Raw genomic sequence first — 22,800 nt, forward strand, 5'->3', positions numbered from 1 at the left:
ATCAGAAACAAATATAAGTGCCTCCACAACGGGTTTTAGAGAGTCCGACGTGAAGCTGAAACTTTTCTGCATTAAATCTCCTTTCTAATTAAATCTACTGCAAATTTCTTAAACCACAGAGTACTCAGAGTTTTAAAAACTTCACCATAATTACTACTTTCTCTGTGACCTCTGTGGTAAATTTTTTTGTATACTGTACTATCTGTCATCTGACCTTCAATGTACTAAGCGCTATAAGAGCAAAAATAGCCGCAATAATCCAGAACCTTATTACAACTTTAGGCTCCGCTATTCCTCTCTTCTGGAAAGTGTGGTGTATCGGAGCCATGAAAAAAAGCCTTCTTCCGGCAAAGTTAATTGAGATCATCTGTATGAAAACTGATGCCGCTTCCATGACGAACACCATCCCTGCAATTATTAAAAGCACTTCCTGTTTTACAAGAACTGCCACAGTCCCCATTACTCCTCCTATCATGAGAGAACCTGTGTCCCCCATAAATACCTGCGCCGGGTATGAATTAAACCAGAGGAACCCTATCCCTGCCCCTATAAAGGCGGCACACAGAACTGAAAGTTCACCTGTGCCGTTAGTAAACCTGAACTGAAAGTATTTTGCAAGATTAAGGTTGCCAATAACATATGCAAATATTCCAAAAACCATGGCTACCATGATCGAAGGTCCTATGGCAAGTCCGTCAAGACCGTCGGCAAAATTTACAGCATTGGATGTCGCCATTATGACTAACACGACAAAGGGTATATAGAACCAGCCGATGTTGAGCGGATATTTATAGAAAGGAATGTTTATTGATGACGCTGACTGCCATCCTATAGGTGAATAAGGGGAAACCATAAGAATCCCAAGTATGAGCCCGAACAATGCCTGCCAGAAAAGCTTCTCCGTTTTTGACATCCCGTCTTTGACCTTCTTTCTTACTTTTATCAGGTCATCCTTTATTCCAAGAGCAGCAAACCAGATTATTGAAAACACTGTTATCTGTACAAAGGGATTAAATATATTGCACCAGAGAAGTATAGGGACCAGTGCCGAGATGAGGATAAGTATCCCTCCCATCGTAGGAGTGCCGTATTTCTGTGAAGGATTGACCATGTCTATCTCGCTGCGCGGTTCATCTTTTATGGAGTTGAGCCTCAATTTTCTTATTATTATAGGCCCTGAAAAGAACGCGATAAGAAGCGCCGTAACCATTGCGTAGATTATCCTGAATGTTAAATACCTGAATAGCCTGAGCACAGAGAAGATGCTGTCAGGATCGTAAAAATATTCGTAAAGAAGATAAAGCATTGTTTTAATCCCTTTTCTTTTTCTCAACTACACGTGAAAAGATTTCTTTTAAAGGAAACACCGGCCTGAATGATTCGCATGTAAGGTTCATTCCCTCTACCAACTTTCTTAACTTGTCACCTCCATCAGGGAGTTTACTCAAGGAACGTAGCGCCGCTGCCCTTACAATCCAGTTGTCGTCGTTAAGGAGAAGCAATAAAGCTGGCACTGCATACTTGTACTTGAGAAAGTTTCCCAAAGCCTCGGCTATCGCCTCCCTTACTTCGAAATTCTTTTCCTTTGACCGCAGACGTGGAGGTTTGCTGCCATTAAGGTTCACCGCATAATCGTTGCCAAGATATCTTTTTATAATAATTTCAGCCGTCAATTCATCGCCGCCGCAGAGCGCTGCTGCTGTCTTGATGGACTCTACCCTTACTTCCCAGTAACCATCATTTATCCCGGTCATAAGCGCTTCCTTTATCTGCTGGTTAATAACCCCTATCGTTTTTATGGCTTTTGCAGAGTTTCTTCTTACAAACCCGACCTGCCTTTTATCTTTCAACAAATCAGCAAGAATAATAGAGTGTCTCTCATTTCCGGCTTTACCGAGAATTTTTACGCCAATATTCCTTACCTGCCAGTTGTTCTCTTTAATAAAAGCTTCCGCCTTTGCCTGCACAGATTCCTTGTCAGAAACGCATAGCGAGTCAATTTGATTGAGAAGCTTCTGCGCTTCATCAATTGTCTTTTTACTTAGACCTATATAATTGCCTGAAAATAGGGGAAACATCGATTATTGTAAGATGGTTTTCTGTTGGAGTATAATTTCAAAACTCGCCGGTGTCAAAGAAAATAAATTTTGTAAAGTATTATAAGATATTGTTTTTTATCGCACAAAAAAACTTTGTTTTATTTCATGGTAATGTTTGATTTAGATTGATGCCTTAAAAGCTATAATGATACAATAACATACTGATAATATTTTAAAAAATGAGTGTTGAATTTTCAGCAATGTAATTTAACTTGAGCATTGAATGAATACGTTCAATAAAAAAAATATCAAACTCAAAAATGCTCTCCACAAACTGGATGTTCATGACCATCTCTGCCTTATTTACGAAACCCAGCAAGAACAGTTCGCTGCTGTCGTCCCCTTCATACGTATCGGTCTTGAAAGAAAGGAAAAGTGCGTTTATATCGCAGATGACAATAGTGCCAGCTCTGTAATAGATGCCATGCGCACTGAAGGAATTGACGTAGAAACAGCCATTAAATCCGGTGCATTGGCAGTTCTTACCAAGAAAGACGCATATTTAAAGAATGGGTACTTTGACCCGGACCTTATGATTCAGTTTCTGAAAGATGCAGTTGATTCTGCTAAAGCTGAAGGCTTTAAAGCGCTAAGGGCAACGGGTGAGATGACATGGGCGCTGGGCAATGATATCGGTGTCGAACGATTAATAGAGTATGAGGCAAAACTGAACTACTTATTGCCCAAGTCAGACATTCTCGCTATATGCCAGTATAACCGCAAACGTTTTAGTCCTGAAATCATACTTGATATTATCCACACCCATCCTCTCGTTGTTTACAAAGAAATGGTTTGCAGGAATTTCTACTATGTCCCTCCAGATGAATTTTTAAATCATGCTCAGACTTCCCTTGAAGTTGAAAGATTCCTTCACAATATAAAAGACAGGGAAGAAGTTGAAGAAGAACTGCTTAAACTCAACACAGAACTTGAACAAAGGATAAAAGAAAGAACGGCTGAACTGGAAGAAAGGAATATAGAGCTTGAACGTATAAACAGTCTTTTTGTCGGCAGGGAACTCCGTATGATGGAACTCAAGGAAAAGATCAGGGAACTGGAAACAAAGTGGTGAAATGATGGAGATGAAGCCTTCCGAGATATTGGATGCATTCTTCAAACATTCAATTACTCCTTTAGTGATACTTGACAGGGATTTCAATTTTATCAGAGTCAACGAGGCTTATGCAAAGTCATGCCAGCGTGATGTCTCAGAATTTCCCGGACATAACCATTTCGAATTTTATCCTTCAGATGCCCAAAAGATATTTGAAAATGTAGTCAAAACAAAAGAACCGTATCAGGCGCTTGCAAGACCTTTTATCTATCCTGATCATCCTGAATGGGGAGTGACTTACTGGGATTGGACGCTGACCCCTATTTTAGACAATCAGAATGAAGTGGAATTCCTGGTATTTTCTCTTAAAGATGTGACAGAGCAGAAACGCGCTGAAGATTCTTTGTTCCTTTTCAGGGATTTGATCAATAACTCAAACGATGCGATTTTTGTTGTTGACCCGAAAACATGCAAGATTCTTAATTTCAATGACAAGGCATGCAGCAGTCTTGGATACAACCGCAATGAACTTATTAATATGAGAATTATAGATATAGAAGCGATTTTCCCGGATAACTTTTCATGGGATAACCATGTAAAAGAAGTAAAAAGCAAAGGGTATATGCTTATTGAGGGGGTCAATAAGCGTAAAGACAGTACAACTTTTCCGGTGGAAACAAGCGTCAGGTATATATCCCATAATGAAATGAATTATATTATCGGGGTAGTCCGCGACATAACCGAGCGCAGGAAGCTCGAAAAGGAACGGGAACAGTTTTATAGATTTTTCCAAACCTCTTCAGATCTAATGTGTATTGCTGATCCAAATGGGCACTTCATAAAGACAAACCCTGCTTGCTCAGAGCTTCTCGGGTTTTCCGAAACAGAACTCACTTCAAAGCCTTTCGTTGAATTCGTTCATCCGGATGACAGGCAGTCAACCCTTGATGAAATGGCTAGACAACTGAGGACAGGTTTTACATTAAACTTCGAAAACCGCTATATTTGCAAAGATGGTTCTTTTCGTTGGCTGTCTTGGCGGGCAATTTATAATAAAGATGAAGGAATCACCTATGCCACAGCCCGTGACATCACTGATTACAAAAATGCAGAGAAAAAGTTAAAGCAGGCTCTAAGCTATAACCGTATTCTTATTGAAACAAGTCTTGACCCTCTCGTAACTATAGATTCAAGAGGAAAGATAACCGACGTAAATTCTGCCACAGAGAAAGTGACAGGGTATTTACGTAACGAACTTATCGGCTCAGACTTCTCAGACTATTTCACAGAACCTGATAAAGCACGTGATGGTTATCAGAAAGTATTCAGATATGGCTCGGTCCAGGATTATGAACTGGCAATAAGGCACCGGGATGGACATATAACTTCTGTTTTCTATAATGCAGCAGTTTACAGGAATGAAGCCGGTGAAATTTCCGGAGTATTTGCAGCAGCCAGAGATATTTCCGCACGGCTACAGGTTGAACAAGAGCTTCAAAGACTGAATGAAGAGCTTGAAGAACGGGTAAGACATCGTACTACCGCGCTGGAAAAACTAGCAAATAATATCCGTGAAAATCAGAAGGCGCTTTTAAATATTGTTGATGACCTTAATCTCAGCAAGAAAGAGCTTGAGAAAGCAAACGCGAAATTAAAAGAACTGGACAGAATGAAGTCCATGTTTATTGCCTCCATGAGCCATGAGCTCAGAACGCCTTTAAACTCCATAATCGGTTTTTCAAGCATCCTTGGCAATGAATGGATTGGCAGTGTAAACTCCGAACAAAAGGAGAAGCTCGCCACAATTCTCAGGGCAGGAAAACATCTCCTCAATCTCATAAATGATGTAATAGATGTCTCAAAGATCGAAGCAGGAAAGATCGGGAGCTCAGCTAATGATTTCGACCTTTATGAGCTTATATCAGAAGCTCTGGAACTCTTTAAAAGCGATATTGATAAAAAAGGACTTAATCTTGAGATCAATTCAATGCATCGGACAATGCATACCGACAGGAGAAGACTGCTTCAGTGCATAATTAATCTTATAAGCAATGCGGTCAAGTTTACAGAAAAAGGCTCAATCAGCATTAAAACTCAATTTTCACATACGAACGGAGCTCCATCTGATTCCGTTGAAATAATCATTGCAGACACCGGGATAGGGATAAAGGAAGAAGACATACCAAAGTTATTTTTCCCCTTTGTACGCATTCATACGCCTTTAAGTTCAACTATACCCGGAACAGGCCTGGGGCTTTATCTTTCAAAGAAAATCGCTGTTGAAATATTGAAGGGGGACATAGCCGTAAAAAGCAGATACAACGATGGAAGTGTTTTTACATTAAAAGCGCCTGTAACGTTATAAGCAAGGGAGGGAATTTTTATGAAAAAAGTGCTTGTTGTTGAAGATGATATAGATAATCTGGCGCTTATCACTTATGCCCTCAAAAGGGGAGGATATGAAGTAATAGCCGCTCAAACCGGTGAGATGGGCCTGGAGCTTGCTATAAAAGAAAAACCTTATTTCATTATAATGGACATAAGCCTGCCTGGAATTGACGGGATTGAAACCACAAAAAGGATACGAGAATCAAAGATTGATCATAATATACCCATAATTGCTATAACCTCTTTTGCGATGAAGGGAGATATGGAAAGAGCTATTAATGCCGGTTGTAACGCTTATTTTGAAAAGCCAATAGACCCTCTTACAATTGTTGATGAGATACATAAAATAATCTCGAGGAGCGCAAAATGAAGATACTCATTGTTGACGACAATAGTGATGACAGAGAGTTATTGCGTTTAATCATTGAAAGACACGGACATCAGGTCATAGAAGCCTGCAACGGACAGGAGGGGCTGTCGATTGCTGCTAAACAAAAACCTAATATAATAATCTCTGATGCACTGATGCCTGTGATGGATGGATTTCAGTTCCTTAGAAACACAAAAAAAGACAAGACTCTGAACTCCATACCTTTCATATTTTACTCAGCCACTTACAAAGAATATCAGGATGCAGAGCTTGCATTGTCTCTTGGAGCCGATGCTTTCATCATTAAACCAAAAGACCCGGCGGAATTATGGAAGGAGATAGAAGATATATTAAAAGAAAATAAGAGTGAGAAACCTGTAACAGCCCAACTCATCGAAGAAGATGAAGAGTACCTGAAAAGGTACAGCGAGATAGTTGCAATAAAGCTTGAAGAAAAAATCAGAGAACTTGAAGGCGAGATTGCCGCCCGTAGGAAGACAGAAGAACTGATTAAGAAGAGCGAAAAAAAATTATTAGATATCACCTCAAGTTTAGGCGAGGGGATTTACGTTTTTGATTTGCAGGGCTTAATTACCTTCATGAATCCTATGGCTGAGCGTCTCATTGGCTGGACAATGGATGAATTAAATGAAAAAGGAGCACATAATCTTATCCATTACCGCAAGGCAGACGGCACTCCGCTGCCATTGGAGGAGTGCCCTATGCATAATATCACCAAAACCGGCAATCACTATATTTCAAAAGATGAAGTTTTTATACGCAAAGACGGCACTGTTCTCCCAATATCAGTTATATCAACACCCATTATTGAAGAAGGAAAAATTATTGCTTCAGTTACAGCTTTTCGCGATTTTACGGATCGCAGACGGTTAGAGGAAGAAAGAGAAAAACTGATACTTGAACTGCAGGACGCGCTTGCCAAAGTCAAGACCCTTAGCGGGATGCTTCCTATCTGCTCTTCCTGCAAAAAGATAAGAGATGACAAAGGGTACTGGAACCAGATTGAATCATATATCTCGGAAAATTCCGATGTTCTTTTCAGTCACAGCCTGTGCCCTGATTGCGCGGAAAAAATGCTTGAAGAGATTAAACAGATGAAATTAAAAAACCATCCGGAAAAATAATAAAAATGATAATACTCATCGTTGATGACAATAGTGATGACAGGGAAATCCTGAAGTGCACTCTTGAGAGACATGGACATGAAACCATAGAAGCCTGCAATGGACAGGAAGCTCTTTCAATAGCGGCTCTCAAAAAACCTGACATCATAATCTCCGATGCACTGATGCCTGTTATGGATGGATTCCAGTTCCTCAGGACCATAAAGAAAAACAAGATTCTTAACGCCATACCTTTCATATTCTACTCGGCTACTTACAAAGAATATCAGGATGCAGAGCTTGCATTGTCTCTTGGAGCAGAGGCTTTTATCATAAAACCCAAAGATCCTTCTGAATTGTGGAAGGAGATAGAATTCATATTAAAAGAAAACAAGGTAGAGAAAATCGTGACAGCCGAGCTTATAAAGGAAGATGAAGAGTATCTGAAGAGATACAGCGAAGTCGTCGCGATCAAGCTTGAAGAAAAAGTCAGAGAGCTTGAAGAAAGCCGTAACAATTACCAGAAAATTGCAGAAAGTCTGCGGGAAAAGGAAGCCTTCATCAAAAACATCTTTGAAACAGTTGATGAAGGGTTCATTATAATAAACAAAGATTTCAAGATATTGACTGCCAACAGCTCATTTTGCAATGAATTTAAACTTGCACTTGCGGATATCGTGGGAAACCACTGTTATAAGATATCTCATCACTTGGATAAGCCCTGTTTCGAATTCGGAGAAGCATGTCCGGTTAAAGAGACCTTTGAAACGGGAAAGCCTCATTCATCAGTTTATGCACTTTATGATGAGAGTGAGGTACCAATTTATATAGAAGTAAAGGCTTATCCTGTGACTGACAGTTCCAACAAAGTCACTTCCGTAATAGAGACTTTGAATAATATTACGGAAAAAAGAAAGCTTGAAGAACAGCTTCGCCAGGCGCAGAAGATGGAGGCAATCGGTCAGCTTGCCGGCGGGATCGCCCATGACTTCAACAATATTCTTTCCGCAATAATCGGTTATGGCAACCTCTTAGAGATGAAGATGAAATCTGACAACCCGTTAAAGGTCAATGTCAACCATATACTTGAATCAGCAGAAAGAGCAGCCAGCCTGACACACAGCCTCCTTGCATTCAGCAGAAAACAGATAATTGAAATGAAGCATGTCAATCTGAATGAAGTGATAAAAAGGGTTGATAAGTTCCTCGCAAGGATTATAGGCGAAGACATAGATCTAAGCATGAAACTGAGCGAAACCAGTTTAAATATAATGGCTGACGCCGGCCAGATAGAACAGGTGCTGATGAACATAGCGGCAAACGCAAGGGATGCTATGCCTCAGGGAGGCAAGTTGTCAATTGAAACAGAATCAGTTGAATTGGATGAAATATTCATAAAGGCGCACGGTTATGGGGAAAAAGGAAATTATGCTCTTATATCTGTCTCGGATACAGGGATAGGAATGGATGAAAAAACCCAGAAAAAGATATTCGAGCCGTTTTTTACGACAAAGGAAACAGGGAAAGGCACGGGACTTGGACTTTCAATCGTGTACGGGATAATAAAACAGCATAATGGATATATAAATGTTTACAGTGAACCCGGGCAAGGCACAACATTTAAAATATATCTTCCTGCTATAACAGCAAAGGAAGAAGAGAAGCAGACAGCAATCATTCAGCCTGTGATGCCCACCGGCAGTGAGACAATACTTGTCGCAGAAGATAATGAAACAGTAAGAGAACTTATGTCATCTATGCTTGAGACATTCGGCTACAAGGTTATGACGGCAGATGACGGACAGGATGCAATAATTAAATTTACCGAAGATAAAGACAAGATTGATCTTGTCATCCTTGATCTGATAATGCCAAAAAAAAACGGCAGAGAGGCTTACAATGCGATAAAGAAAATAAAGCCTGCTATGAAATTTATTTTTATGAGCGGATATACGGCAGACAAGATATACAAGGATGGTTACCTTGAGGAAGGCTCAAATTACATCCTGAAACCTTTCTCTCCAAGGGACTTTTTAATTAAAGTAAGAGATGTGCTGGATAAAGCATGATGGGGAAAGCGGTTTTATCTAATAAATAAGCTTACCTAAATTCAGTATATTGTCAGCATATCTCTTATATAAAGCAACTATTACATCAATCTTTCTTTTCCCCCATGTCAGATAGATGTTCACATCATAAGAATGCACAATCTCATTTCTGAGTGAAACAGTATCAATGAAGAGCTTGATGTCTTTATCTTCAAAAGCAATTCCATTTTTATCACAAATATCCTGAAGATCCCTGAATGAACGCTTTGATGAAAAAGGTTTCTCGTTCTTAACCTTTTTTATTACAATCTCATTCACATCAATGGCACAATCAACCAGCTCCTGAATTATCTTTTCAACGAATTTGAGGTCTTTGTAATTTTTTCTGATCTCATCAATTGTCTTCCCTTCAAACTCCTTGAGTATTTTAAGATGATCAGCCAGAAAATGTAATTTTTTCTCAATCTGCTTCATAAGATCATATATTCCTTAACTTTTCTTTAACAGTCTCAGACAACCCTGTTATAAACCTCATGTTATCTTCATAAGTAAACCGTGCCCAGCTCAGAAAGTTCTGATATGTCTCATCGCTTTCTGAATAAAGAGGGACTCCATATTTTGCTATCTGGTAAAGGAGAATCGGGTTTTCCGAAGTTACAAGAACAATGTCAGCCTCCCTTCTCTCAATATCTTCAACTTCCATGAAATCATAAATTAAATTGCTCAGCATTTCCTTCTCAATAAACTCATTTGTATTTTGCGGAAGTATGGCAATATCCATATCGCTTTTCTCATCATATATCCCCTTTGCCAGCCCGCCAAAGAGTATGACAAGTTTCAGGGAGTATTTCCCCGCCAGTTTGCTTATTATTTCAAGGCTTTTTTCAGTGAGCATATAATCATCTTATAATTCTGAAAGGCTGTCCTGCAAGGGAAAAATAGAATTGTTTAATGCATAAGAAATTAAATTTGTGAATTCAATTTTTGTTAACGCTGCCATAACTATTTTCTCAAAAGCATTGTTACCAATCCTGTCATTTTATCTTTGTCTTTTGGATTACTTTCAGCAATTAGAAGAGTTAATGCTGTAAGGGCTTCCGGCGTAAGTTTCGAGGTGTTGAGTGCGCATGCTCTTTTCAAATACCATACAAAGGCAAATGCGCCGCTCCGCTTGTTGCCGTCAGCAAAGGGGTGGTTTTTTACCATAAAATAGAGAAGATGAGCCGCCTTTTCTTCGATACCCGGATACAGCTCTTCTCCGGCGAAAGACTGCATTACATTCCCTACAATTCCTTCAATTGCATCTTTGTTTTTTTCAACAGCAAACAGATTGCTTGCTTCCCCTTTTTTCAGGAGCTCTGCTTTGAGTTCCGCGATACCTCCCATAAGGTCGCCTGCAACAAAGGAAACCTTTTTCTTTGTTGTTTTCCCATGAGGGAAAGTGTTCTTGTCATAAGCATCAAGGGAAAACCATGTGCCGGCAAATGCTTTGATGAGTTCCAGAATAGTGTCGGTGTCGGATTTCATTCCTGCCGGCAAAAGTGTGCGGACGTTTTCGACAGCCAGTATAAACGAGTCGTAGTTTTTGGCTATCCGCTTTCTGTTGATGGTATAGCCGTCTAAAATATGAGACCTGAGGGTTTTTGTCGCCCACTTACGAAATTCAATTGCCACTTTTGAATTTGTTCGATAGCCTACAGACAACACAACATCCAGAGAATAAAAAGCCACTGGTTTATCGGCATTTGCAATATGCATTTTTTGCATATTGCTTTTTTCATCAATTTCATTGTCTTTAAAGATATTATTAATATGACGTGATACCACTGATTGATCAACACCAAAAAGTTTTACAATTTGCGCCTGACTTGCCCATAGAGTTTCTTTCCTCAAATCGCCTTTTAGCTCTATTGCACCTGATTTGCTTTGGTAAATAATAACTTCTTTTTTCATAAGTCTTCCAAATTAAAACCAATGTTTTTCAGTTGTTTTTTTATTTCCTCATTCATCTTTTGTTCTTCAGCTATTTGCGCTGAAAGTTCAGTCATTAACTTTGCAATTTTATCTTCAAACAGAATGCCGTCATCTTCTTCATCTTTAATGCCAACATAACGTCCGGGCGTAAGGACAAAATTATGTTTGGTTACTTCTTCAATGTTTGCAGACTTGCAGAATCCTTTGATATTTTCATATTTTCCGCCTTCTGTTCTCCATTCATGATAGGTACCTGCGATTTTGGCAATGTCGTCTTCGCTGAAAGCACGATGTGTGCGGTCTTCCATATAACCTATCTCACTTGTATCAATAAATAGAATCTCACCAGCACGTTTCCTGTCCCCATTCCCGCTTCTTTTCCTTGAAATAAACCAGATGCAGGCAGGAATCCCGGTGTTATAGAAAAGCTGTTTTGGAAGTGCGACAATACAATCAACGAGATCATTTTCAATAAGAGTTTTTCTGATTTCCCCTTCGTTGCTGGTTTGAGATGAAAGTGAACCATTGGCAAGAACACAAGCCATCAAACCCTTTGGCGAAAGATGATAAATCATCTGCTGAAGCCAGGCAAAATTGGCATTGTTTGCAGGAGGGGTGCCATATTTCCAGCGGGGGTCATTCTGCAATAAGTTTCCTGACCAGTCACTGTCATTAAATGGCGGATTTGCGATGATAAAGTCGGCTTTCAGATCTTTGTGCTGGTCGTTAAGAAAAGAGCCTTCAGTATTCCATTTTACCTGTGAGCCATCAATGCCGCGGATTGCAAGATTCATCCGGCACAGGCGATAGGTTGTCTGATTGCTTTCCTGTCCGTAGATCGAGATGTCGTCAATCTTCCCCTTGTGGCTTTCAACAAATTTTTCACTCATGATGAACATTCCACCGCTTCCGCAGGCAGGGTCAAAGACTCTTCCTTTGAATGGCTCAATCATTTCAACCATGAGGCGGACTATTGATTTTGGAGTATAGAATTGCCCTCCCTTTTTTCCTTCTGCATTGGCGAATTCGCCAAGAAAATATTCATACACTCTGCCGAGCAGATCTTTAGCTTTTGCCGCCTGATCACCGAGGGCAATATTGCCTATAAGGTCAATCAATCCGCCAAGTGCTGCTTTATCCAGATTAAGGCGTGCATATACCTTTGGTAAAATACCCTTGAGTGTCTGATTTTCTTTTTCAATCGCTTCCATAGCATCATCAACATCTTTGCCGACTGATGGGAGCTTTGCTCGTGAATGAAGATAAGACCAGCGTGAAATCTGCGGCACAAAGAAAACATTCTCAGCCCTGTATTCGTCAGGATCTTCCGGGTCAGCTCCGGCATATTCTTCTTTACCTTCGGAAAGCTTTGTGTGCAGTTCCTCAAAGGAATCAGAAATGTATTTCAGGAAAATAAGACCAAGAACAATATGCTTATATTCAGCGGCATCCATATTTTTACGCAGCTTATCCGCTGCCTTAAAGAGAGTTTTCTCAAAGCCCTCTGCTTTGCCATTGTTATTTTTTGCCATAAGTTTCCTTGGGTTAATTGCTCATGTAGGTGTCATTTTTTAGTTGATTAAATATATAACAACAAAAGGATATAACAAAAGAAGAAAATACGTGATCATTATTTCTGGATCCCCGCTTTCGCGGGGATGACAATGAAGAAGCATGGATGACCTAATGAGAAGCGAAGATAACCAAAAAAGAAAGAAGTATGGCAGAAAAAAAATATGGCAAAATAAAACGAGTGAATCGCAAAAAAAATAAGGATAGAGATTATTACTCAGGCAAATAGCTTTTTCAGATACTCCTCGGCAGAGCTTTTATCAACGAGGTCGGTCTTTCCGGTGCGGCGGTCGCGGATTTCGACCATGCCGTTTTTTAAGTTCTTCTCGCCGATTGTCACCCTGTACGGAACACCTATAAGGTCTGCATCCTTGAATTTGACACCCGGTCTTTCATCCCTGTCATCAAGCAATACTTCAATATTATCATCACGCAGATTACCATATAATTTCAATGCAATATCAATAGACTCTTCATGTTTTGCATTGACAGGAAGGATTATCACTTTAAATGGCGAAATTGGAAGAGGCCAGATGATTCCATTTTCGTCAAAGTTCTGCTCAATGGCAGCGGCGATGATCCTGCTTACACCTATGCCATAGCAGCCCATTATCATAAGTTTCTCCGCGCCGTTCTGATCAAGATAGGTCACATTCATAGCCTTTGAATATTTTGTGCCAAGCTTGAATATATGCCCAACTTCTATCCCCTTCATAAAAGAAAGTGTCCCTCCTTCACAGCGCGGACATCCGTCCCCTTCTACAACAGTTCTGATATCGTAATACTGCTTTATCTCGAAGTCCCTTCCGATGTTGACATTTATAATATGCTTGTCATCTGCATTTGCGCCTGTCACAAAGTTTTCCATCGCTTCCACGGAGCTGTCTGCCAATATTCTAATCCCCTTAAGCCCCACTGGACCGGCAAAACCGGTTGCCGCCCCTGTCACGCGCTTTACTGTTTCATCATCTGCAAGCTCCACAATATCAGAGCCAAGCGCTAACCTTAACTTCGCTTCGTTTATCTCGTAATCTCCTCTTACTATGGCAACAACAGCCTTTCCGTCAGCATTGTATATGATGGTCTTTAAAAGGTCTGAAGGTTTAACATTAAGAAACTCCGATACTTCTGCTATCGTTCTCTTGCCTGGCGTGTCAACGGTCTCCAGCTTTTTTGCTTCTCTGCTTCCCTGATTTTTCTCCCCTCCCCTTACCTCTGCCTTTTCAAGATTTGCCGCATATTTACAAGAACCGCATGTGGCTATCGTCTCTTCGCCGGTGTCTGCAAGTACCATGAACTCATGTGAGAATTTCCCGCCGATTGTCCCTGTATCAGCCTCGACAGCCCTGTATTTCAAACCGCAGCGGTCAAATATCCTGCAATAGGCTTCGTGCATCTTCCGGTAGCTTTCCTCGGCACCCGGCTCATCCGTGTCAAAGCTGTAGGCGTCTTTCATTATGAATTCGCGTGCGCGCATAACGCCGAAACGCGGCCTTATCTCGTCCCTGAACTTGGTCTGTATCTGGTAAAGGTTTATTGGAAGCTGGCGGTAGGATTTCACTTCTTTTCTCACTATGTCCGTCACGACCTCTTCGTGCGTGGGGCCGTAGCAGAAATCCCTCTCATGCCTGTCCTTTATCCGGAGAAGTTCCTTCCCGTAAAATTCCCAGCGTCCGCTCTCCTGCCAGAGTTCGCAGGGCTGAATTGAAGGCATCAGTATCTCTATTGCCCCTGCCCTGTTCATTTCTTCGCGGATGATGTTCTCTATTTTCTGTAATACTTTCATCCCGAGAGGAAGAAAATTATATATGCCGGCAGAAAGCTTCCTTATCATCCCTGCTCTCAGCATCAACTGGTGGCTTATGACTTCAGCTTCAGAGGGTATTTCCCTAAGCGTTGGTATCAGATAATTGCTCCATTTCATTTGTAATTTCTCCATTTCATCTTACGTTTCTCAGGATGTTCTATTACTTTTTTCTTGTTCTGATTATCTCAGTAGCGCCTTCAATCAGCTCACGTGCAAAATCTTTCTCTTTTATTTTTTTTACCTGTACACCATGCTTAAAAAGAATTCCAACCCCTTTTCCGCCTGCCACCCCGATGTCGGCTTCTTTTGCCTCGCCGGGCCCGTTTACAACGCATCCCATTACAGCAACAGTGAGCGGCTCCGTGAAATGCGAAAGCGCATTTTCAACCTCTGTTGCGATTCCTTCGACATCAACCTCCCGTCTGCTGCATGTGGGGCATGAAATGACATCTACTCCCACATCCCTTAATTTCAATGAGCGTAAAATTGTAAAGCCTGCTTTTACCTCATTTACAGGATCTCCTGTTAGCGAGACCCTGATGGTATCACCGATACCCTCATAGAGCATTATCCCGATGCCTGCCCCGCTCTTTGTGCTTCCCGTAACAAGCGTCCCTGCTTCTGTTATGCCAAGGTGTAAAGGCGCATCGCATCTTTTTGAAAATTCCCTGTTTGCATTTATTGTTTCAAGAACATCAGACCCTTTGAGAGACACTTTGAAGTTTTTAAACCCTTCCCTTTCGCATACTTCAATGCTGCGCAAAGCGCTTTCCACCATTGCAAATGCATCAGGTTTGCCGTGCTTTTCAAGTATGTCCTTTTCTATTGAACCTGAGTTAACGCCGACTCTCATGGACCTGCCGTACTCTTTACAGCATCGGATCACTTCCCTGAATTTGTCTTCTCCGCCGACATTGCCAGGATTAATGCGCACTGCATCAGCGCCTTTTTCCAAAGCACCGATTGCAAGCTTGTAATCGAAATGTATGTCCGCAATGACCGGTATCTGCGAAGCGCTTTTAATCTCGGCGAATGCGGAAAGTGCGTCCCTGTCTTTTACTGCGACCCTGATTATCTCGCATCCTACGCCGGCAAGCTTTACTATCTGGGAAACAGTGGCTTTTACATCATTTGTATCAGTCTTGGTCATCGACTGGACGGAAACAGGTGCATCTCCGCCGATTGAGACACTGCCTACTTTAATGAGCCTTGTTTTTCTGCGGGTCTGCATCGCTATGGTTATAATGGATTATTTCAGACGCCTATCATTCGCCTGAAAAAGTCTATTATGTCGCCAAGATAGCGGCTAAAATCATTATAGAGGGCATAACCCATTATGAGCGCTATCAGTGCAAGCCCGATATATTGGGTAACAGCACGCAGCTTCTCATTAATAGGCCTCCTTATTATCCCTTCAACAAGGAAGAGCGCAATAAGACCTCCGTCTGTGATAGTGCCCAGAGGAATGAAGTTTATTATGCCGAGATTGATGCTTATGAAAGCCACGAAAGATGCAAATTCGTAAATTCCTCTCTTAGCCTGGTCTCCCGCCATCTTTGCGATAGCTATAGGGCCTGATATTGCCTTTCCGGAAATCTGCCCTGTCACAAGCTTTCCGATTCCTTTGAACATCAAGCCCGAAAGGGTCACAGTCCGTTCTGTTGCATTTAAAAAAGCAGACGGAATAGAATATTTCTTTTCCTCTGTTTTGATGTCCGTATAACGGTTGGCAGACGCCACTCCGAGAATGCCTATCTTTATCTTGTCTCCAAGCATATCTCTTTCAGTTGTTTCACCGAGAGTCATGGCTATATCAATACGCTCATTTTTTCTCATTACAGCGATTTTCACCGTTTCGCCGGGCTTCTTTGTTATCGCCTCCAGAAATTCATCCCAATTGGAAAGAGACTTCCCGTTTAATTCTATTATCTTGTCGAATGGTTTTAACCCCGCTTTGTCAGCAGCAGAGTCTTTTACGACTTCGTCAATATAAAGATCCGTTGGCTCAATCCCAAGAAGGGCCGGAAAAGAGGATGCATCCGGAGTTGCCTCTTTCAGGAGGCTGGCAGGAATATTGATTTCAACCTTCTCAGGTTTATCATTAACCTTTCCAACCTTCTCTCTTTCTATTCCTACCGAAAGGTCCTTTCCGGATGAGAGGATATTTTCTGTTGATATATCCTCAATCTGGCTTAAAGCTTCAACCTTCTTCCCGTTTACAGATACAATGGTATCGCCGTCCTTAATGCCTGATTTCTCCGCAATTGAAGAGGCAAGGACTCCGCCAATCCTTGCTTTAAGGGCAACCGGCTTTATACCTACAAGTCCTATAGTCTTTTGCTCATTGAGTAAATCGGTTATCACCCTTTGATCAGGTATGATCTCCTTATTCATCAAATTGCCATCACGGCTTATTGTGAACATGAGAGTCTTCCCTGAGCTTACATGAATTATATTGGTGAGTTCATCCCAGGAAGCAACCGGCGTATCATTGATTTTTACGACTTCGTCGCCGAATTTCAAACCCGCTTTCCATGCAGGAGAGTCTTTATCCACTTCGCCGACAACTGCCTTTAAGACTGTTATCCCGCTCATATAGATTCCGGCTAGGATGAATATTGCAAAGATTATATTAAAAATAGGACCAGCTGCTGCCACCGAAAGCTTTGCAAGAGGAGACTTGCGTGAAAATGACTTTTCAGGATTTTCACATTCCTCGTCAGGTTCTTCGCCTTCGAGCTTTACATAGCCTCCGAGAGGAAGCGCAGATATGAGATACTCTGTTTCTCCCCATTTTCTCCCGATTATTTTCGGGCCGAATCCCAGGGAAAATTTCTTAACACCAATACCATTTTTTTTAGCTACAAGAAAATGGCCAAGTTCATGTACAAAAATCAGGAGACCCAGCGCTACTATCATTGAAACCAGATATATCATGTCGTTATCTTCTTTCTGTTTTGTTTATGATTATAACTTCTTATTACCTTTATATCCCCCTTATATCAAAGAGAAGAGGAATCCACAACCTCAACTCCCTGAGACGGCGTATATATAAATTGAGAATCCGGTATCTGCTTATTAAAAACTATTCCTGTAAATGAATATTTAGACCTGTTTTCGTAGGCATCGTATATCTCGACACCTGTTATTTTGAAGGTCTTTTTATCAATAATGAGAGAGGCGCTCTTTATATCAACGCTTTTTTCAACAGGGTCAAGAGCGAGAGCCACGATGTCTCCGCTTTCAGATTTTACGGTAATATGGAAGTTCTTTTTTATTTCCGTGAAATCTGAAAGAAGCAGCAATGCGAACTTCGACCTTCCGCCAATGCTTGCTTTTTCCTTAATGACCTGATTGTTCTCTGCTGTGTATATCCAGAGATTAACGCCATCAATGAGTATAAGCTGGGTTTCAGGGTCTTTTATCTCCCACCTGAACTTGTCCGGCCTTCTTATAAGTATCTTACCTTTGAAGGTGAAAGTCCTGTCCATTGTCCTGTTGTAAAACTCCTGACTGCACTCTGTCTCCAATGATTTTACGTCCTTATACTCCTTTTCAATGCGGTCAAGATATAGAGATGCGCTGTCCGCAAGCGCACTTAATGGGAACAGAAATAAAACCATGAGAAATAGTGAAAGCGATTTTTTTCTTTCAGTTCGCATAAATCATTATTCTTCCTAAAATGGACTCCTGCGTTACCTTTATGAGATGCAGTTTTGTCAGCTCAAGCATTGCAAGGAAAGTGATTATCATCTCCATCCTTTCTTCCATCGGTTCAAAAAGCTGCTCGATGGATAGAGATTCATTCTTCTCGAGCAGATCCATTATCCATGATATCTTATCATTGACGCTGAATCTTGTTACGAGTATCTCCCTGACATGAACCTCTTTTGTCCTGCTTAAAATCCTTTCAAACGCCTTGATAAGGTCAAATACAGAGACCTGAAGCATTATCTCCTCTTTTTTCTCAGTATCACCGGCAGGGTTTTTCCTGCTGTACATTTCACTGAAATATGCTTCACGACCGCCAAGCTGTTTTGATGCTTCTTTAAACTGCTTGTACTCAAGCAGCTTCTGAACAAGCTCTGTCCTTGGATCTTCAATTGCTTCATCATCAGCGGATGACCGTGGCAGCAACATCTTTGATTTTATGAAGATGAGCTGTGCTGCAAGAACGAGGAAATCACCGATGGTGTTTAAATTCAACACCTTCAACATATCAACGTACTTTATGTACTCATCGAGTATAAAGGCAATAGGAATATCGTAAATATTCAGCTCATTGGTCTTGATGAGATAAAGCAGAAGGTCCATCGGCCCTTCAAATTCCGGAAGCTGGACCTTGTAATTGTTTGCATCATCTGTTGCCATTAAAGTCCCTGCATCACGATTGTCTTGATGTTATCAGCCTTTTCTTTAGCTATCCCGCTAAGCTGAGACTCAGGGTACTCTTCAACAATCCTCCGGTAAGCTATCTCGGCGTTCTTCAGGTCTTTCTTCTGCTCATAGCAAAAAGCTATCCTGTTTAAAAATTCCTCCGGCACCATTGAGCCTTCCTTGCCGATATAGTCGTTACTATATTTTATGGCATCATCAAATTTCTTCTCGTCGACAAGTATGGTAGTCAGATTCTGGTATGCCTCGAACATTACGAGATCAGTCTTGCTGTAATCTTTTATGAAATCAAGGTAGTAACCCTTTGCTTTCTCATCTTCACCGATTTTCCTGTAGCAGTTCCCGACATAGACTTTAGACCATGCTCCGTAAACGCTTCCTCCATAGTTTGAGATAATGCCGTTGAATCTTTCTATAGAGCTGTTATAGGAAGTCTTCGAGACCTGTTTGCTCTTTACAGCAGAAGCTGCTGAGAGGTCAGAATCCTTTCTGTATGTGTCAAGGGCTGCAAAAAAAGCGTCTGATGCTGATTTTGATTTCCCTTCGAAATAATAATAGATGCCTACTGAAATTGCTATAACCGCAACTATCCCTGCCGCCCAAATCGCGATAGCCTTGCCGTTCGTGCTTACAGCGTGCATGAATTTTTCAGGGAGGGAAATATACGGGTCTGTTATATCCCCCTTCTTCTTTCTCTTCTTAATGGGTTTAACCAATGTTCATTCTCCTGTGTTATATAATGTTAGATCTTTTCAATAAATCTTTTTATTCTTTTTTCCACAGCTTCCTTGCCAATAATTTCCATTATTTCAAAAAGGCCGGGGCTGACTGTTGTTCCCGTGAGAGAGATTCTAACAGGCTGTGCTATTTTTACAAGTTTAATATTCTGTTCAGCGCAGAGATTTTTCATGAAGTCTTCAATCCCGCTCTGTTCAAGCCGAGGGCTCTGTGAAATATATTCAAGAAGTTTTTCGAGAAGTTCTTTAACGCCCGGCTGAATCCATTTTTTCAGGTCATCTTCTTTGCAAGTGATTTCGTCCGTGAAGAAATATGAGGCGCTTTTCGCAAGCTCTATCAGTGTCCGGCTCCGCGGCTTTAAAGCAGTCAAGATTTTCAGCATATGGGCTTTATCAGCAAGCACCGATTTCCCATATCCTTCCGCTTCAAGAAAAGGTATTGCCCTTCGTAAAAGTTCCTCTTCATTCATATCCCTTATATATATACTGTTCATCCAGAGAAGCTTTTCGGGGTTGAATATACCGGCAGATTTTGAAACACTGGTAAGATCAAATAGCTTTATCATCTCATCTATTTTGAATACTTCCTGATCCCCGGAAGACCACCCTAACCTTACAAGATAATTCATCAGGGCTTCTGCAACAAATCCCTGGTTCCTGTATTCTTCGACCGACGTTGCGCCGTGCCTTTTGCTGAGTCTTGCCTTGTCCGTACCAAGAATAAGCGGGACATGTGCGAATTTAGGAGGAGTATAACCCAAGGCAGAACATATCTGTATCTGCTTTGGCGTATTGGCAAGATGGTCTTCGCCTCTTATCACATGGTTTATACCCATTGTCGCATCATCAACCACGACAACGAAGTTGTATGTCGGAGTGCCGTCAGAGCGCATGATTATAAGGTCATCAATCTGCTGGTTCTGTATAACGACAGTCCCCTTTACCATATCTTCTATCACTGTCTCGCCGTCCACCGGTGCCGCAAACCTTACTGAAAATGGCCCATCGCTTTCTTTGATCTCCTTGTCCCTACATCGCCTGTCATATCCCGGAGGCTTTCCCTCTGCAAGGGCCTTTGCCCGCATCCCGTCAAGCTCATCCTTAGTACAGCGGCATCTGTAGGCTTTCCCGCTATCCAATAGTTTTTTTACAGCTTCACGGTATAAGTCATAGCGTTCACTCTGAAAGAACGGACCTTCATCATAGTCAAGGTTTAGCCATTCCATGGAGTTAAGTATTGCGTCAGTGAATTCCTGTGTTGACCTCTCCCTGTCAGTATCTTCTATGCGGAGGATAAACTTGCCTTTATGGTGTCTTGAAAAAAGCCAGTTGAAAAGAGCAGTTCTCGCGCCCCCTATATGAAGATACCCGGTGGGGCTTGGTGCAAATCTTGTTCTGATTTCAGTCATCTATTTCCCTTTTCATTCATTAGTTTCAGCATTAGTTTCAGCATTTGACAAAAGCAAATCACTCATTTACTATCCGTAAAACTTTTTTGCAATATATCAGGAATGATTAGCTAATTAAAAGAAATAATTAACCGGGAAAAGGAATCGTAAATGAGCAGAGAATTCAATGTTACATTATCTGAGCGCCTCGGTAAACTTCCTCCATACCTTTTTGCTGAACTTGACCGCTTAAAGTCAAAAGCCATATCAGAGGGAAAAGATGTCATAGATCTGGGAATCGGCGACCCCGATACGCCTACGCCGGAACATATAATCGAAGCATTGAGGAAAACTGCCGGAAACCCTGAAAACCACCGCTATCCTTCTTATATCGGGATGAAGATATTCCGCGAAGCCTGCTCCAAATGGGTGAAAAAGCGTTTCGGAGTTTCATTCAATCCTGACAATGAAGTGATCTCACTCATTGGCTCAAAGGAGGCTGTTGCAAACATTCCATTTGCATTCGTAAACCCGGGTGACACCGTGCTCATACCGAGTCCCGGCTATCCTGTTTACACTTCGAGCACGATATTCTGCGGCGGCACCCAGCACATCATGCCTCTTAAGGCGGAAAATAAATTCCTCCCTGATTTCAAAATAATCCCTGAGAATGTTTTGAAAAATGCAAAGCTCATGTTCCTCAATTATCCGAACAATCCAACATCGGTAACAGCAGAAATTGATTTCTACAGGGAGGCTGTTGAGCTTGCGTATAAATATAACATCATAATCTGCCATGATGCAGCTTACTCAGAGACAGCATTCGGCGGATACAAAGCGCCTTCCATATTCAATGTTGACGGTGCGCGTGATGTTGCAATCGAACTTCATTCATTCTCGAAGACATATAACATGACCGGATGGAGGGTCGGCTTCGCAATAGGGAATGAGAAAATAGTAGGAGGCCTTGCAAAGATAAAGACCAACGTAGATTCCGGAGTATTTCAGGCAATCCAGTACGCTGCGATTGAAGCCATGGAGAACGGCGAGAAAGATATTGAGATGATGGCGGAGATTTACTCGGGAAGAAGAAAAGTTATGGAGGACGGTTTAAAGCGCGCAGGCTTCAGCGTAACTCCAAGCAGAGCGACTTTCTATATGTGGATACCATGTCCAAAAGGTTATGACTCAAAGAAGCTCTCATCAAAAATCCTCGAAGAGGCAGCAATAGTCACAACACCCGGGGTCGGCTTCGGAGAATTCGGAGAAGGATATATAAGATTCGCACTTACTTCAGACAAAAAGCGTCTTGAGGAGGCATGCGACCGTCTTGCAAGGCTCAAACTCTAAGATTAATAAGGTTTATCTAAGCCTTGGTTCCAACTGGGGTGACAGGGCTTCGTATATCAACTCCGCAATAAAACGGATAGATAAAATTGACGGAGTAAGAATAGCCGCAGTTTCATCCAGATATCTCACTGAACCTTTTGACATAGACACCAGCGAATGGTTTATAAACTGCGCGGTTGAAATCGAGACTTCACTTCCCGCTTCTGAACTCCTTGACAAGTTCATTAAAATAGAAAGCGAGATGGGGCGTCCGCTAATCAGGAAAAAAAAGATGCCGCGGTCAATAGACATTGACATCCTTCTCTACGGGGATGATATTATTTCAACAGATTCATTGATAATACCTCATTCCGGGATGTGCAGGAGAAAGTTTGTTCTTGTCCCGCTTGCGGAGATTGCATCTGAGGCAGTGCATCCGGGTAACGGGCTTACTATAAAAGAGCTGCTCGAAAGATGTGAAGACAGGAGCAAGGTGATTAAACAGGGGTAAATAT

The 22,800-nt window shown here is 41.5% G+C and carries 20 protein-coding genes; 7 read left to right on the plus strand and 13 right to left on the minus strand.

Annotated features, from left to right (window positions below):
• Positions 1–205: 205 nt before the first annotated feature.
• Both mraY and HZA77_15895 read right to left on the minus strand, forming a co-directional pair.
• Positions 206–1,306, minus strand: a complete 1,101-nt coding sequence (gene mraY / locus HZA77_15890) for a phospho-N-acetylmuramoyl-pentapeptide-transferase (protein ID MBI5376914.1) — start codon at positions 1,304–1,306, stop codon at positions 206–208.
• A 4-nt stretch (positions 1,307–1,310) separates the two neighbouring features.
• A complete protein-coding gene (locus HZA77_15895) occupies positions 1,311–2,078 on the minus strand; it encodes a HEAT repeat domain-containing protein (protein ID MBI5376915.1) in 768 nt (255 codons plus the stop codon).
• Positions 2,079–2,322: 244 nt separating this feature from the next.
• Between HZA77_15895 and HZA77_15900 the strand changes: the two genes are divergently transcribed.
• Genes HZA77_15900 through HZA77_15920 form a run of 5 tightly spaced genes read left to right on the plus strand, consistent with a single transcriptional unit; the run spans position 2,323 to position 9,104 of the window.
• Positions 2,323–3,171 (plus strand): MEDS domain-containing protein, encoded by an 849-nt coding sequence (locus tag HZA77_15900; GenBank protein MBI5376916.1) that lies wholly within the window; start codon positions 2,323–2,325, stop codon positions 3,169–3,171.
• 1 nt (position 3,172) lies between these two features.
• Complete coding sequence (locus HZA77_15905; GenBank protein ID MBI5376917.1) at positions 3,173–5,518, plus strand: PAS domain S-box protein; 2,346 nt, start codon at positions 3,173–3,175, stop codon at positions 5,516–5,518.
• Positions 5,519–5,536: 18 nt separating this feature from the next.
• Positions 5,537–5,911, plus strand: a complete 375-nt coding sequence (locus HZA77_15910; protein ID MBI5376918.1) for a response regulator — start codon at positions 5,537–5,539, stop codon at positions 5,909–5,911.
• The gene (locus HZA77_15915) at positions 5,908–7,056 is read left to right on the plus strand and encodes a response regulator (protein MBI5376919.1); all 1,149 of its coding nucleotides are present in this window, start codon (positions 5,908–5,910) and stop codon (positions 7,054–7,056) included. The genes HZA77_15910 and HZA77_15915 overlap by 4 nt, the downstream gene beginning before the upstream one ends.
• 5 nt (positions 7,057–7,061) lie before the next feature.
• The gene (locus HZA77_15920; protein ID MBI5376920.1) at positions 7,062–9,104 is read left to right on the plus strand and encodes a response regulator; all 2,043 of its coding nucleotides are present in this window, start codon (positions 7,062–7,064) and stop codon (positions 9,102–9,104) included.
• An 18-nt stretch (positions 9,105–9,122) separates the two neighbouring features.
• On the opposite strand, the gene HZA77_15925 is transcribed toward HZA77_15920, so the two are convergent.
• From HZA77_15925 to gltX, 11 genes are all read right to left on the minus strand, one after another.
• Positions 9,123–9,557, minus strand: coding sequence for a DUF86 domain-containing protein (locus HZA77_15925; protein ID MBI5376921.1), 435 nt, complete (start codon positions 9,555–9,557; stop codon positions 9,123–9,125).
• A gap of 4 nt (positions 9,558–9,561) precedes the next feature.
• A complete protein-coding gene (locus HZA77_15930) occupies positions 9,562–9,978 on the minus strand; it encodes a nucleotidyltransferase domain-containing protein (GenBank protein ID MBI5376922.1) in 417 nt (138 codons plus the stop codon).
• Positions 9,979–10,085: 107 nt separating this feature from the next.
• Positions 10,086–11,036 carry a virulence protein RhuM/Fic/DOC family protein gene (locus HZA77_15935; GenBank protein ID MBI5376923.1) on the minus strand — a complete coding sequence of 317 codons (951 nt, stop codon included), beginning with the start codon at positions 11,034–11,036 and terminating at the stop codon, positions 10,086–10,088.
• Positions 11,033–12,589, minus strand: coding sequence for a type I restriction-modification system subunit M (locus tag HZA77_15940; GenBank protein MBI5376924.1), 1,557 nt, complete (start codon positions 12,587–12,589; stop codon positions 11,033–11,035). Before HZA77_15940 ends, HZA77_15935 begins: the two co-directional genes overlap by 4 nt.
• Positions 12,590–12,846: 257 nt before the next feature.
• On the minus strand, positions 12,847–14,553 hold the full coding sequence (locus HZA77_15945; GenBank protein MBI5376925.1) for a proline--tRNA ligase: 1,707 nt from the start codon (positions 14,551–14,553) through the stop codon (positions 12,847–12,849).
• Positions 14,554–14,596: 43 nt separating this feature from the next.
• Positions 14,597–15,667, minus strand: a complete 1,071-nt coding sequence (gene ispG / locus HZA77_15950) for a flavodoxin-dependent (E)-4-hydroxy-3-methylbut-2-enyl-diphosphate synthase (GenBank protein MBI5376926.1) — start codon at positions 15,665–15,667, stop codon at positions 14,597–14,599.
• A 23-nt stretch (positions 15,668–15,690) separates the two neighbouring features.
• On the minus strand, positions 15,691–17,373 hold the full coding sequence (rseP, locus tag HZA77_15955; protein MBI5376927.1) for an RIP metalloprotease RseP: 1,683 nt from the start codon (positions 17,371–17,373) through the stop codon (positions 15,691–15,693).
• 65 nt (positions 17,374–17,438) lie between these two features.
• Entirely contained in the window at positions 17,439–18,098 is a 660-nt protein-coding gene (gene lolA, locus HZA77_15960; protein MBI5376928.1) for an outer membrane lipoprotein chaperone LolA, read from the minus strand.
• A complete protein-coding gene (locus HZA77_15965) occupies positions 18,088–18,807 on the minus strand; it encodes a segregation/condensation protein A (protein ID MBI5376929.1) in 720 nt (239 codons plus the stop codon). Before HZA77_15965 ends, lolA begins: the two co-directional genes overlap by 11 nt.
• Positions 18,807–19,547 (minus strand): tetratricopeptide repeat protein, encoded by a 741-nt coding sequence (locus HZA77_15970; protein MBI5376930.1) that lies wholly within the window; start codon positions 19,545–19,547, stop codon positions 18,807–18,809. Before HZA77_15970 ends, HZA77_15965 begins: the two co-directional genes overlap by 1 nt.
• A 26-nt stretch (positions 19,548–19,573) precedes the next feature.
• Positions 19,574–20,977 carry a glutamate--tRNA ligase gene (gene gltX / locus HZA77_15975; protein MBI5376931.1) on the minus strand — a complete coding sequence of 468 codons (1,404 nt, stop codon included), beginning with the start codon at positions 20,975–20,977 and terminating at the stop codon, positions 19,574–19,576.
• A 150-nt stretch (positions 20,978–21,127) separates the two neighbouring features.
• On the opposite strand from gltX, the gene HZA77_15980 reads away from it, so the two are divergent.
• Together HZA77_15980 and folK are read left to right on the plus strand one after the other, a co-directional pair.
• Entirely contained in the window at positions 21,128–22,306 is a 1,179-nt protein-coding gene (locus HZA77_15980; GenBank protein ID MBI5376932.1) for an LL-diaminopimelate aminotransferase, read from the plus strand.
• Positions 22,287–22,796, plus strand: coding sequence for a 2-amino-4-hydroxy-6-hydroxymethyldihydropteridine diphosphokinase (gene folK, locus HZA77_15985; protein MBI5376933.1), 510 nt, complete (start codon positions 22,287–22,289; stop codon positions 22,794–22,796). The genes HZA77_15980 and folK overlap by 20 nt, the downstream gene beginning before the upstream one ends.
• Positions 22,797–22,800 lie beyond the last annotated feature (4 nt).

It is taken from the genome of Candidatus Schekmanbacteria bacterium (genome assembly GCA_016219965.1).
Classification (GTDB): Bacteria; Schekmanbacteria; GWA2-38-11; order GWA2-38-11; family J061; genus JACRJM01.